This window comes from Hymenobacter cheonanensis, assembly GCF_030581075.1.
Classification (GTDB): domain Bacteria; phylum Bacteroidota; class Bacteroidia; order Cytophagales; family Hymenobacteraceae; genus Hymenobacter.
This window is the reverse complement of the sequence record NZ_JAUQSW010000020.1, coordinates 24700-37751: the sequence shown is the minus strand read 5'-3', so window position 1 is coordinate 37751 and position 13052 is coordinate 24700. Positions and strand designations below refer to the sequence as shown.

11 protein-coding genes are annotated in these 13052 nt (G+C 56.2%); 4 read left to right on the top strand and 7 right to left on the bottom strand.

Annotated elements, in window-relative coordinates; all coding sequences use genetic code 11:
- The 4 genes from Q5H89_RS22925 to Q5H89_RS22910 form a co-directional block, all read right to left on the bottom strand.
- The coding region (locus Q5H89_RS22925; protein ID WP_305021673.1) for a DDE-type integrase/transposase/recombinase at positions 1-224 on the bottom strand (224 nt) is incomplete at its 3' end.
- A complete protein-coding gene (locus tag Q5H89_RS22920) occupies positions 191-598 on the bottom strand; it encodes a hypothetical protein (RefSeq protein ID WP_305021672.1) in 408 nt (135 codons plus the stop codon). The genes Q5H89_RS22925 and Q5H89_RS22920, both read right to left, overlap by 34 nt.
- A 37-nt stretch (positions 599-635) precedes the next feature.
- Positions 636-875: a transposase gene (locus tag Q5H89_RS22915; protein WP_305021671.1), complete on the bottom strand. Its 240-nt coding sequence runs from the start codon at positions 873-875 to the stop codon at positions 636-638.
- 1125 nt (positions 876-2000) lie between these two features.
- Positions 2001-2393, bottom strand: coding sequence for an Imm26 family immunity protein (locus Q5H89_RS22910; RefSeq protein ID WP_305021670.1), 393 nt, complete (start codon positions 2391-2393; stop codon positions 2001-2003).
- Positions 2394-3352: 959 nt separating this feature from the next.
- Here Q5H89_RS22910 and Q5H89_RS22905 point away from each other — a divergent pair.
- Together Q5H89_RS22905 and Q5H89_RS22900 are read left to right on the top strand one after the other, a co-directional pair.
- On the top strand, positions 3353-4819 hold the full coding sequence (locus Q5H89_RS22905; RefSeq protein ID WP_305021669.1) for a S41 family peptidase: 1467 nt from the start codon (positions 3353-3355) through the stop codon (positions 4817-4819).
- 152 nt (positions 4820-4971) lie between these two features.
- A complete protein-coding gene (locus Q5H89_RS22900; protein WP_305021668.1) occupies positions 4972-6240 on the top strand; it encodes a hypothetical protein in 1269 nt (422 codons plus the stop codon).
- 1334 nt (positions 6241-7574) lie between these two features.
- Here the strand turns inward: Q5H89_RS22900 and Q5H89_RS22895 are convergent.
- From Q5H89_RS22895 to Q5H89_RS22885, 3 genes are read right to left on the bottom strand one after another with little or no spacing between them, the layout of a single operon-like run.
- The gene (locus Q5H89_RS22895) at positions 7575-8276 is read right to left on the bottom strand and encodes a LytR/AlgR family response regulator transcription factor (protein ID WP_305021667.1); all 702 of its coding nucleotides are present in this window, start codon (positions 8274-8276) and stop codon (positions 7575-7577) included.
- Positions 8273-9331 carry a sensor histidine kinase gene (locus Q5H89_RS22890; protein WP_305021666.1) on the bottom strand — a complete coding sequence of 353 codons (1059 nt, stop codon included), beginning with the start codon at positions 9329-9331 and terminating at the stop codon, positions 8273-8275. The genes Q5H89_RS22895 and Q5H89_RS22890 overlap by 4 nt, the downstream gene beginning before the upstream one ends.
- Positions 9328-10383 carry a DUF4932 domain-containing protein gene (locus Q5H89_RS22885; RefSeq protein ID WP_305021665.1) on the bottom strand — a complete coding sequence of 352 codons (1056 nt, stop codon included), beginning with the start codon at positions 10381-10383 and terminating at the stop codon, positions 9328-9330. Before Q5H89_RS22885 ends, Q5H89_RS22890 begins: the two co-directional genes overlap by 4 nt.
- Positions 10384-10763: 380 nt before the next feature.
- On the opposite strand from Q5H89_RS22885, the gene Q5H89_RS22880 reads away from it, so the two are divergent.
- Both Q5H89_RS22880 and Q5H89_RS22875 read left to right on the top strand, forming a co-directional pair.
- On the top strand, positions 10764-11555 hold the full coding sequence (locus Q5H89_RS22880; RefSeq protein WP_305021664.1) for a TetR/AcrR family transcriptional regulator: 792 nt from the start codon (positions 10764-10766) through the stop codon (positions 11553-11555).
- Positions 11556-11816: 261 nt separating this feature from the next.
- Positions 11817-13046, top strand: a complete 1230-nt coding sequence (locus Q5H89_RS22875; protein ID WP_305021663.1) for a hypothetical protein — start codon at positions 11817-11819, stop codon at positions 13044-13046.
- Positions 13047-13052 lie beyond the last annotated feature (6 nt).

Here is a 13052-nt window from a genome sequence, read left to right as displayed (position 1 = left end):
GCGAGGTACTCGTCACGCCGGCTCTGCGAGCGCCGGCAGCCGTATTGGTCGAGCAGGGCGCGAAAGGCGTTGGCGCAGTACTGCCCGCCCCGGTCGGAATGCACTACCAGGCCGGGGGCGGGCCGGCGGGCCTGGCGTAAGGCGCTGGTGACCAGCTCTTCGGGCATGGTATCGAGCACACGCCAGCCGACTACCTGCCGGGTGCAGGCATCCTGGAAGCGCACAGGTAGGCCCACTGCCCCAAGGCCAGCGGCAGGCAGGTGATGTCGCTGACCCAGACCTGGTTCGGCTGGGTTGGCTTAGGCTGGTCAAGCAGGCGGTTGGGCGCACAGCGCAGGCCGTGAGTTGAATCGGTGGTGCGTGGCGTGTAGACCCGTGGCACCAGGGCCCGCAGCCGGCGGGTGCCGTAGCAGCGTTTATGCTGCCCGAACGTGTTTTTCAACGCCTCTTCCCAGTCCACACTAGCCGGCTGGACCGGGCTAGACTGCTGGCGCTTGCGCCAGGCGTAATAACGGGCAGCCAACACGTCCAGCGTCCAGCAAAGCAACTCCACCGGGTAGCTACCGCGCTCCTGTTCAATTAATTGCCAGCAGCTCATCTGGTGGGCGGGGTTGAGAAGATGGCGATGACTTTTTTTAAATGTTCAACTCCTGTTCTAGCCGCCGGTTGGCCGCTCGCAACTGGTGCACCTCAGCGGCCTCAGCCGGGTCGGCGGGTAGTGGCGGCTGGGCGGCCTTTTGCCACTCGTAAAGTAATTTCGAGCGGATGTTAGGGCCGCGCGCGGTGGCCTGGGTCGAGCGGCTCTCGCGGGCCACGCGCAGGGCTTCGGTCTTGAACGCCTCGTCGTATTTGCGGCGCTTGTCAATCTTGTCCATGGGTTGGAAATTACCACCCAATTCTCGCTCCTAGCTAGCCCATCTCAGGTATACCCTCACCTACTTTCGCAGCTTGGTTACACGTCTAGTATGCGCACTCCCAATCTCATCTATGCCGTGCTACTTGCGAGCAGCCTCGCCAGTGCCAGCCAACTCGCGCGTCGGCGGCCGCTACGCCAGCCCTGCAGTCTGTGCCGGGCTACAGATGACTACCTCATCCCGACAATACCGGCTCCGCATGCTGTCCTGCGCTTCGTCTACCATGGGCAGTTTGTTGCCCCTGCGGCTCCCTTCGCCACTTTTAGCCGCCTACAAGATGCTGATGCGCTAGAGGGGTTTCAGCAGCAAGAGCAACTACGCTTCGGTACGATTTATCTGGTAAAAGGAAACCAACAGCCGATGACCGTGCGCTACCTGCGTAGCGTACGGTGTGTGCAGGGACGCGATACCATGCAGGTCTATGTGCAGCCCGCAACCACGTATCCGTACTGGGTCTATGATTCTATTCCCTTTCGGCCGGGCCGATACGAGTTGCTGGAGCCTAGGCTTCCTAAGTACAATGTCGTATTTACGCCCCAGCAACTGGATAGCGTAGGCCTAGCCACGGTGTCGTTCGCGGCTTACTACCGGCGCCACCAGGCTGACCTAGACCGGGCCAACCCCTTCGCAAACTGCAAGTTCAGCCGCGGTTTTACGTGCAGATATTCCCCCGCACCCGATGGGTATGTGCCGCCCCATCCCACTGCTATTTTCAACCTGTTACTAGCCCACAGCACTTATTTAAGCGTCAGGGGTTGGCAACTGCGCGCACTCGCACCCCACGAACTAGTTCCTTTTCGAGGCTAATCAGTATCAGTGGTTGATTTTGCTAAGCGGATACAGTGTAGTTTTCTCCATCTACCTCCTTCAAGTTGGCAGCCTGAGACGTTTCGTCAACGTTCGTGGCTGTTGCAGAACTCTCCGTACACCGCCCAGGCGAGCTGCGAAACACGTGTAAAAGCCATTTGAATGGTCTTTTCGACTTGGTTTAGCTCGAAGAGACCTCGCTTGGCGATGCAGTTCCGAGTTCTGCAACAGCCACGGTCGTTTAAAAAACGTCTCGAGCTCAAATGGTGTTCGTAATATTTATTCAAACCAATCTTGCCAAGGGAAATTAGGGTTTAAGTCCTCATAGCCTTTAACCGCCAATAGCTCACGCAGCGTGTGTTCTGCCGTCATGGGCGAATTAACCCCGCGGCGTAGAAAGGATGGCTGCGTAGTCAACTCGTCTACTTCTGGGGGCAAAGGCGCCTGGTCAATTATGCGCCAGTGTCCTTCCCGCGTAGCATAGGCCATGACATACAGGCCAACCAATAAGCGCTTATCGGCTAGCAAGCTAGTAGTCTGAATCGGCGCTTCGCTTGTAAAATTGTAGAAGACACACGCCATGTTCGTGGCTAGCCGACAGTACGCATAGACAGCGGGAGCAATTTGCACTTCAATAAAATCCCCTATGCGCTCTTTCTTTCTAGGTTTCATTTGTTGAATTAAAGGCCCTAAGCATAAGATACGTAGTCGCTAGGAATTCCTTAGAAAACCACTTAACGTAAGAAAGCCCCGGAGCCGAAGATTGGAATCGTGGTGATTTTAGCCTGGCCGGCCACTGCGTTCGGATTGGCACTTTGTCGGGGACGAGTATAACATTAGACTCATCCAATGGCACCTCCCGATTCGGTCTCTACTTTATAGTTGGCTGTGCTCCCCCGACGCCCCTCCCTTTTACTTTGCTTATTCTTCGTAGGAGTGGCGCCACCCGTGCTGCTAGTGAACATAGTATTTTTGGACCTATTCTGAACTGGCTAGAACAGCACCACGTCTCTACTTGGCTCATGATGGTATGGTTTCCGGTTTTGCTTATGCTGAACCTTAGCGGTTTGCGGTTTGCTAAAAGCAGAAATAACCCATACCTGGGAGGGCTCTACCTAGCCTTGTTAGTTTTCCTCCTTCTCTGCTGGCTGTTGATTGGCGTGTTCGGTGAAGTTGGTCGAAACTTGAAAACGTGAAAGGGAACCGCAGGGCTATTCCTGCCGTCAAAAGTTCAGCGAAACGGTGAGTCAATTAAGGCAAAAGCTGTTTACGTGTTGTAAACGACCGTGGCTGTTGCACATCTCAGCCAATGACCCCGTGTGGGGCCACTAGCAATCAAATTGGACCCGCCTACTGGCGATAACGCTGCTTTTTACAGGTTTCTGTACTCGCCGCGCCCGCAGGTCGAGCGAGCTTGCTAGTGCTGCAACAGCCACTGCTCCTTTCGAGACCGCTCCTTCCCATACGCTGGTTCACCTGAGTGGGAAGCGTACAACTGGCCCTGAGCAAACACCGGTTATTTGCAACTCTTATCGTGGGTTAATTGGTACTACTTCTGAATTCTTCTACATTTACTTGTCATAACTACGAAATGTTTCGTGCAACCTGAATCTTGGCTTAGCTTCTACCGTTTGTTACGCTTTATTTTCCTCCTTTTTGCCAGCTTGTTTGCTGCTCGCTTCGCCTCGACGCAGACTAGGCCAACGCTGCCCGGAGACGCTGCCCGTTTGTACAGCGTGGCTCAGTTGCAGGCCGACCTTACTTTTCTGCGCCAAGCGCTGGAGCAGGTACACCCAGGTCTCTACGCGTATACGCCTAAGGACTCCCTTGACCAGGCTTTCGCCCGCACCGCAGCCCAACTCACCCACCCACTCGATGAGCAGGCGTTCTGGCGCCTTCTGCAGCCCTTAGTCGGGCAGGTGCACTGCGGACACACGCGCGTGCAACATTCGGCCGCTTACCGGACCTGGGCCCGCCAGCAGCCCCATTTCTATTTCCCCTTCACCGTAGCAGTGCGCCAAGACCACCTGTTCGTCGCAGAAAATCAAAGTACCGAGCCTTCCCTGCGACCCGGCACTGAGTTGCTTGCTATCGAGGGGCACCCCCTCCGCGAGGTACTACCTCGCCTGCGTCGCCTCATTTCGGCCGATGGTTATGGCACAGGCTTTCAAGATAAGGAGCTCGAAGCCGGCTTCTTTGACGACTATTACGCGGCACTCTACGAGGCCAAGTCACCCTATCGACTAACCGTGCGGGATAGCACGGGCCAGGTACGGGACATAACCCCCCAGCCCGGCCCGGTCCTTGCCCCCAGCGCTGCTGCCCAACCAGTGATTCCCCTCTCCGCAGCGCAAGTAGCCGCCCGCCGGTTGGCCCGCCTGCACTCGCTGCAGTACGCGGCTGACCTGCCGGCCACAGCCATTTTACGCCTGCGCAGCTTCGACTATGAAGCAGACTATCAGGTATTCCACGCGGCTGTTTTTGCCGAGCTGGCGCAACGGCATACCAAACGCTTGGTCATCGATTTGCGCGGCAATCCTGGGGGGAATAACACCCTGGCGGTGGACTTGCTCAAATACCTGCTCCCAGCAAGTTTTGTGCTGACTAAGAGCGCGCAGGCGCGCGTAGTGCTCCCGTCTTTTATGTCAGCCGATTCCAGCAGTCGGGCGTATTTCGATACAACGCAGGTGAAGCGCTTGCCGGATGGTACTCTGACGCAAGCTTCGACTGCGGTGGGGCCGCAGCGGCCATATAAACGGCACCGGTTTCGGGGGCAGGTAATCTTACTGGTTGACGGTGGCACGTTCTCGGCAGCTTCTAATTTTGCCGCTAGCTTGCGGGCTCAGCGGCGCGTGCTGGTCCTGGGCCAGGAAACGGGTGGGACCGAAGCGGGCCTTAATGGTGGCGTTATCTCGCGAGTGGAATTACCGCAGACGCAAATGGTCTTGCAACTGCCCCATTTTCGCCTGTTAACGGCCTGCCGGGCGCCGCACCTGGGACGCGGGGTGTACCCCGACCGGGAGGTCATACCCACGCCTCAGCAGGCTGCCACGCATGCGGATGCTATTCTCAGCCAACTTCCCGCCTTGCTGCGGTGAGCCCACCGATTGCCTTCGGCGATTGCGGGTGCCAGGTGCCGCACCTGCTCCACCAAAACAGTCGGCCCACGAAGGCTGGTTAGCAGTGGGGCGGGGCGAAGGGTAAAAACATCATCCAGGGCCGAACAATTTACTCAGCCGCTTCTTCTTTCATGCGTTACCCGACCGTCGTTTTCGCTTCCTTTGCTACCCGCACCAGTTGCCTGATCTTCCTGCTGCTCACCAGCCACTTGGGAGTGCACCAAGCCGCTGCGCAGGATACCACGCTCGTTCGTCTCGCCCGCCGCTACCAGTACTCTTTACAGGCTAACGGCACGCAATACAGTGGCTTAGGATGGGAGAAAATACGCGCTGATGTGCAAAAGAGCCAGTTCGTGCTGCTAGGCGAAGACCACGGCACTGTCCAAATTCCGCAATTCGCCACGGCGGTCGCGCGGGAGTTGAAGCCCGCCCTGTATGCGCCGGAAGTAGACCCGTATGTCGCCGCTACGCTCACGCAATTAGCGGCTCAACCCAAGCAGGCGCGCGCTTATTTACAGCAGTATCCCGGCGCCTTATGCTTTGGTTCGCTGGCCGAAGAGTTTGACTTAGTATGCGTCCTTCGTACCCAGCAGACGCGGGTGATGGGCCTGGACCAGATTTTTATTATTAACGCCGCGCCGTTCTACCAGCAACTAGCCGCGCAAGCCAAAGGGGCGGCGGCGCGCGCGTATTTGCACCAGCGGGCAACGGCTTATCAAGCCCAAGAGCAGGCTAACCTACGCCAGGGCAGCCAGACCTTCGTGCTCCTGCAACAGACGCCGGCCGCTATTGATAGCTTGCTCACTTTCACGAAAAAGGAAAGCCTAGCGGTGCAGAAAATGGCGCAGGATTATGCGGCGAGCTACCGTATTTATATGTCGGGGAGCCACCAGGCCCGTCTTAGCTTGCTGAAGCGCAACCTACTGCAGGAACTACGTGTATACCAAACGGCCACCGAGCTGGCCGCCCCCAAAATGCTCTTCAAGTTTGGGGCCCAGCACTTGGCGCGGGGAGGGAGCCCTATTTCAGGCGGTGAGTACTACGACCTAGGTAACTTAGTCCAAAACTTAGCCGATGTGCAGGGACAACAGTCCTTGCATATCCTCGTGTTAGGTAAACAAGGAACCCGGATTTCCAACTTAGCCGGTCTCTTATCCGCTAACCAAAATCCAGAATCTTATACGTCAACTAGTTACGAGAATGGGTCGGCCTTTCCGGTCAAGCTTTTTATGGACCAAGTACACGGACCTGACTGGTCGGCCTTTGACTTGCGTCCGCTACGCACCGCCCTTGCTCAAGGGAAGATGCAACTACCTAGCCGCGCGCTGGAGCGCATTATTACGGGCTACGACTACTTCGTTATTATCCCTGAAACCACGGCAGGCCATCCAATACCATAAAAGGCTTCTCTCATAGCGGCTAGTACCTGCTTGCCGTAGCCGGCACTCCGATCGGTAGTAACCCAGTTATCCCTGTCAGGCGCACGTCTGGTAGAAGCGTAAGTAGCAGTCGTAGCAGGCCAAGAAGTAAACGAAGGATCATCCCGCTACTTTTGCGCTGGGTAAACACTGGTAAAAGCTTCCTTGACATCCGCATGCTACTCCGGGCAGCGTCTCGGCATAGTTAGCGGTGAAAAAGACTAATTGCTTTTCCTTTATTTTCTTGAAAAGCCAAATAACATAATCGGTCTTATCAGGACAACTCTGGAAAAAGTGATAAATTTTGGGCGCATGCTAAGCTGGCGCTAGTATAGTGCGATGCCAAGTTTTAGTCAGTCCACTGCCAGCGCCTCTCAAGGGAGCGGGTTTACTCTGCGCAAAGTGTCGTGTTCGAAGATTGGACCCCGTAAGACAGGGACAGGTGTATACGTGGTGAGATACCATCCGGCACCTGCCACCGCATGGATAGAGGCACTCGAAGAAGTCCCGTCCTGCTCGGCTACCTTTAGCAGACTATAAAAAAGGCGCGTTTTATACCCGGGAAGCCAGAACGGCTCTGGAAAGTTGACTCCCAACAATTCGTACCGCGCGTTATCCTGCTCTGTATTGTAAGCAAAGGCCGTGACCCCTACTAAGCCAGGACTGGGTACGCGCGGGAGTTGGACCGGCACTAACTCGATTAAGCTAGCGGGGAAGCGATGATGCAGCTGGCGGTAGCGCGCTAAGGCCGCGACGACTACTTGGCCGTGTTGCACGACCGTACGAATGGCCTGTGGCCGTAGCCACTGCTGGCTCACCTGCTGGTGGTACCAGGCGACCCCAGGCCAACTGCCTACAAAAAACAACCCGGTGCACAGTCGCGCTCGCGACCGTGAAGCCGTACCTGCCAGGCCAATTCTAACCGCCATACCGAGTGGGATTAGTGCAGCAGGCCATAGCAAAAGAGCGGGCGTGTCAAACGCGCACACAAGCTTTGAGAGAACCTCAATTAGAGCGGCCAAATAACCAGGTCCAGGCAGCAAGGGCAACCCGTGCGCCACCAAAGAAAGCAGAGACAGCACGAGCGACCACCCTAAACAGCTGAATAAGCCGCGCCACAACCGAATTGGGACCATGTAGAAAGAATAATTTGTAGGCTGCTATCATAAGCAGGAGGCCTAAAACTAGTTGGAAACGACACAAGTAGAACTGGTTAATGAGTTTTTACATACTGCAAACGACCTTTTACAACACATAAAAGGAAACGTAGGTGGTCTCTGAAAGGCACACCATATGAGGCCTAGCTCTCTACTAGGCTACAGGTGGTTGTAGAACTTGTGTCGATACGCATCCCCCACCGGAATCGTAAGCGGGACCCCGGCGGCTACTTGGATAAAAATCCGGCTGCGCTCCACCGAATGGATATGGGCGAGCGCCACGATAAACGACTTATGCACCCGCACAAACGCGGCCGCCGGCAGGCTCGCTTCTACGCTGGTGAGCGTCTGCCGGGCTAGAATCTTCTCGGTCGTGGTATGAATCACCACATAGTTCTGCAGGCCTTCCAGGTAGCGGATCTCGGCCAGGTCAACCCGCTGCAGCCGGTGTTCGGTTTTGACAAACAGGTAGGGGCGGGGCGGGTCCCCGGCCACCGGCCGCAGACGCCGCTGCGCTTTCTGCACGGCCTGGTAGAAGCGCTCAAACGAAATAGGTTTGAGCAGGTAGTCCACCACGTCGTGCTCGAAACCCGTCAGCGCATAATCGGGGTAGGCGGTGGTGAGCACCACCTGCGCGCGCCGGTCTAGGGCCTGCATAAACTGCACCCCCGTGAGTTGGGGCATTTGAATGTCCAGAAAAATCAGTTCTACGCGCCGCTCCGTTACCCAGCTTAGCGCTTCCACCGGGTTTTCACTGCGTCCCGCCAGTTGCAGGGCCGGCACCTGGGCCACGTAGTCCGTGAGCACGTCCAGGGCCAGGGGCTTATCATCCACTAGCAAACACGTAATGGCCTCACTCATAAGTCAAGGTGGAGGAACACCCGAAAGTCGGTGGGGGTATCGGCCACGGTCAGCGCGTGCCGCTGAGGGTAGAGCAGCGCTAGCCGTCGTCGCACGTTGGCGAGCCCAATACCACCCAACTGGTCTTTCTGTTGCGCTTGCTTGGCATTGCAGAGGCAAAAGTGCAGCGTCGTTGCCGTGACGTCCAGCTGCAGCGTAATCGGCTGAGCGGCACTGGTTAGCACCCCATGCTTAAACGCGTTTTCCACGAACGGCACCAGCAGCAGCGGGGCAATCAGCTGCCCATTTAGGGAACCGCGCACCTGATAATCGAGCTGCAGCATGTCCTTCGTGCCGAGGCGCTGTAAGGCAATGAGCCCCTGCAGGTAGTCCAGCTCGTGGGTCAGCAGCACCTGGTCGTGGTGGGCTTCGTGGAGCATGTAGCGGAGCAGCTCGGCAAGCTTCAGCACCGCCCCCGGCGCGGTATCCGCCCGCTGATACACCAGGGCGTAGATGTCATTGAGCGTATTGAACAAAAAGTGCGGATTCACCTGCGAACGCAAGAAAGTCAATTCAGCGGTGGTGGTCGCTTGCTGGGCTTCGCGCTGCTGACGCTCGGTCAGCAGATGCTGCCGGATAACGGCGTAGAGCAGGCCGTAGAGCACGTAGTCGAAATAGAACCGCACGCTGTTCTCCACAAACCACGGCGCCGTGAAGGTGGTGTTGCGACTATAGTTGTCGAAGCCGAGTAGCGGTTTGAACACGTAAAACTCTAGCCCGTACCGCACCCCCGTCAGCAACCCCAGCGTCAGCACCAACCCGCCCGCTGCCCGCCCCACGCGCCACCCCGCCCCCGTGAGCAACGGCCGCGCGACCAGTCCCACGGGCAAGTAGAAGGCCAGGGCATTGAGCAGCAGGTAGCCCAACCCCAGCAGCCCGTACGTGGCCACGGCCCCTTTCGGCACCTGGAAAGTAGGCGCGCTGTACATCGTCACCACGTTCTTAACGAGCAGCAACGTCCAGACGACGAGATGGATGGGCCATTCGGGCCACGAGCGGGGCCGGGCAGGGGTCATTGCGTAGTCGATGCAGCCGTGGGGTATTTGTGGGCCAAGTACGCGAGAATCTCGGGGAAGAACTGCTCGAAACGCTGAGAAGAACGCGAGCCCCTGTACTTGGTCGTAATCGCATCGGCAATATCCCCCGCATATTGAAAATCGCCGACTACTTCTTGGGCCGCTTGCTTGCGAGCTTCTTTGGCGGGCTGATACTGCCGAAATAAGGCAATGACGATGCCGCGCACCAGGTTCTCGTCGAAGCAGTGGGCCCAGTCGTCAATGTTGTTGCGCTTCATGCCCGCGTCGCCTTGGTTGAATAGGTAGGCGAGCTTGCTAATGTCGGCGTGGTAGCGCTGCTGGAGCGCCGCGGTGTAAATATGACTGCCTTCGTGCCAGACTAGACTCACGGCTTCGGCCCCAAGGCTAAAGGTGGGCACACGCGTGTCGGTCGATTCCGGGGTGAGAAAGCCGACGTTGTAGACGACGTGGTTGGCGTAGCGCGGGTTTAGCTTTTTAGCCATAATCGCGTGCGCGCCCCAACTATTGAGCGGGTCCAAACAAATGGTCCATTGGGCGGCGGGGGTCCGAAACCGGTAAAAGGAATCGAGCTTGCTCACCAAGCCCTCACGGGCCAGGCGCGCGAGCACCGGCTGGGCCCAGGCCGCATAGTCAGCTTGGTGCCGCTGGTAGAACGCCCAGAAATGACTGTCCTCGTAGAACTGCAGACAGCGCCGCATATAGGCCTGGATGGTATCCTTCCCATTCAGAGTGTACCAAGAAGTTTGCGCGGGATAATGCAGGCGCACGTGGGGGAAATTATCCAAGCAGTAGCCTAGCTCAGGCAGGTCGGTATAGACCTTGGCCAGGCGCCGCGCCTGCTGCACGGCGGGGTGATTGGCGAAGGGGGCAAAATAGGCCTCCGCGTCGGCGGCGTACGCGGATTTGTTGGGCTGGCGGTAGCGGCCTGCCAGCACCTGCACAATCGTGAAGAGCTCAATGCCGGGGTGCACCATGACCGTAAGGCGGTCGGGTGGCGCGGCGGCCGGCGTAGCGTAGGGTTGGGCACGCAAGACTGGGCTGAGTAAAAGCAACAGCCAATAGACAACTAGCTTTTTCATAAAGCGACGGAGTAGGGAAGCGTTTCGGAAGGGGAGGGTTCAAAAGAAGCGGCTATTTCCCGGTCTGCGCTTTTTGAGTGACCAACCGCCTTTTTTCGGGGATGAATGCCTCAACCACGCTGCTTACTTAAGGCGCCCCATCGTCTGTTTTTAGCTGTGGACTCGGTGCTCCATTGCCGCGGGCTGGTGGCTACAACGGGGGTGGACTGTCGAGTCCAGATGGCGTATATTTGCGCAAAACCTGCTCCCACGCGCTCAAAACCGCTACAAGCGGGTCTTGCGAGTAGTTTTAAAGCGCTTGCTTTTTTGCACCTGTTTTATCTCTCTTTACCATGGCTGACGACCGCACGACCAAGATTCTGGATACGGCCCTTTGGCGCTTTGCTTTGCAGGGGGTGCACGCCACGAAAACGGCCGAGATTGCGCGCTTGGCCGGGGTGGGGGTGGGCACGCTCTTTCGCACTTTCCCCAGCAAAGAAGCCCTGCTGCAAGCCAGCTACGAGCACGCCCTTCAGCAGCTCACGGCCCCGCTGCAAGCCGACGAGGGCGAGGCCCGGCGCGGGGAGTATTTGCATCAGTTGCTGGAGCGCTGGTGGCAACGCACGGCGCAAGCAGCGTTGGCCTATCCCGAAGCCTTTGACCTGTGGCGGCTCGTGCGCACGATGCCCCGCGCGGCCCTACCCGTGGATCCGTTACTTGGCCCCTTTGCCGCCGTACCCCCGCTCGTGCAAGAGGCCTTAGCGCGCAGCCCCTGGTATGCCGAGAAGGGCGTACCGCTCAGTGTGCTCACGGCCTCGCTGGCCGCCCAGTGGACGGCCGCCGTGGACGTGGTGCTGCGCGACCACGCCTGTCAGGCCAATCCGGCCCTGCGCACGCGCGTGCTGACGCAGGCCTACCAGGGCTGGTGGCAGAGTTTGGGGCTATCGACCTCGCTCGATGCAGCGTGGCAGAACACGCCCGTCAAACCCCGGCTTAAGCCCAAACCGGAGGTACCGCTCTGGGCCCTTTTGCTGCAGGCCGCGGCGGCCCATATGGCCCCGCCGCCTGCCCCACCAGCACCGCGCGGCCTCGGCCTGGCAACCCCTTTGGGGCCCTATGCTGGACAGGAGCTGCCGAAGAAGTAACCAAGGCAAGGCCAACGAAAAGCCCCCTCGTTTAACGGAACAGAAGTGGCTGTTGCAAAAGTCAGGCGGGGGATTTGCCCGAGGCCAGCAGCAATTAAATCGAGGGTCCAAACGGGCGACAAGGCTGCCTTAAGGACGTTGTAGTGCCAACTGTAACCGCTTGCTGAACGAGCGTAAGACTTTTGCAACAGCCACAGAAATTATAGGACACTTGACAGGGCTTTAATTAGGGTTTTCTCCACCGTCAACTGGGTCATTCAGGTGGGAGGCGTACACACCCGCCTGCGTCACCACTACCGCAAGACCCTGAGCCAGCAGCAGCGGCGCAACCGCTGGCTGCTCTACGCTGGGCTGGTTCTGCTGGTGCTGGTGGGCAACCGACCGTTGTGCCGCCAGTTGTACGAGGGACAGGGTGGAGGGGCGGTGAGCATAGAAAAGCCCGGCTGGGGTGGCCGGGCTACGTTAGTGGTTACTATCTTTCAGCGTATGAATTTGTCAATCAAACCCACACTAGGTATGATAACTAATCTTCCTTCAGAACTTGATTATAAGTTATTGGCCAATAGCTGTTTGACACAAGCCTTTGACATTATTTTTGAAACCGATAAGACTATCGAAAATCACACGAAAAAGCTCGATGAAGAGATGGTGTGGGAATATTTACAGGATAAGCTAAACGCATCAGTAGTGCTTATACATCAAGCGATTGAAGCAAACATGAAATCTAGTATTTGTTCGACAAGCCCCTATTTGCTACTTGAAGGCAAAAGAGTAGAATGGCCCGTATTACCGGGTCATAATGATAAAAGATTTGATGAATTTTATTCAATTAGTTCAGAGTCATTGGTATACGTATTCTTTGCCACTGCCAAGAATACGTATGATACCACAATATTCGGACACATTGAGCATATAAGAAAAATTAGAAATCAAATAGTGCATGGTATATCTAGAAACAGGCTAAATACAAGTGAATTAGTGGCGCATATACTTGATACATATACCCTTTTCGATGGAAAAGATTCGTGGTGGAATAATTTGAGAAGTTACTATTTCGAACATCCATTTAACGAAGGAATGGACCAAGGTGAATTAGAAACAGTTGTGTTTATAGAAAAACTAACTTATGCTTGGAAGAAAATTGGGAAAGCTTCTTTTTCCAAACACTTTTCAGTGAACACAAGAGCAAGAAGTTATTTCTGCCCTTATTGCATGCTACCAGAGGATAAAAACCTTTTAAAGAAATACGATTACAAGTGGGCGTTTCTCTTTCCCGAAAAGGAAGATGCTAGGCTGATACATTGCATAAATTGCAACAATGATAATGAAATTTCAAGAATTCCGTGCCCTATAGATGGTTGCGCAGGAACGGTGATTTGGGAAGAGCATTTATGCCTCACATGTGGTAAAGATGTTTCTAACGAATTGGCAGAAAAGAAGCGCCGTATAAATGATATTTTAGAATCGCTGCGCATTACTGCTAAAAAGTAAAAATGA

Coding starts and splice junctions, on each gene's coding strand:
- Q5H89_RS22915 (WP_305021671.1), bottom strand. CDS start 875: ATGGACAAGATTGACAAGCGCCGCAAATACGACGAGGCGTTCAAGACC.
- Q5H89_RS22890 (WP_305021666.1), bottom strand. CDS start 9,331: ATGACCCCTGCCCGGCCCCGCTCGTGGCCCGAATGGCCCATCCATCTC.
- Q5H89_RS22895 (WP_305021667.1), bottom strand. CDS start 8,276: ATGAGTGAGGCCATTACGTGTTTGCTAGTGGATGATAAGCCCCTGGCC.
- Q5H89_RS22900 (WP_305021668.1), top strand. CDS start 4,972: ATGCGTTACCCGACCGTCGTTTTCGCTTCCTTTGCTACCCGCACCAGT.
- Q5H89_RS22880 (WP_305021664.1), top strand. CDS start 10,764: ATGGCTGACGACCGCACGACCAAGATTCTGGATACGGCCCTTTGGCGC.
- Q5H89_RS22920 (WP_305021672.1), bottom strand. CDS start 598: ATGAGCTGCTGGCAATTAATTGAACAGGAGCGCGGTAGCTACCCGGTG.
- Q5H89_RS22910 (WP_305021670.1), bottom strand. CDS start 2,393: ATGAAACCTAGAAAGAAAGAGCGCATAGGGGATTTTATTGAAGTGCAA.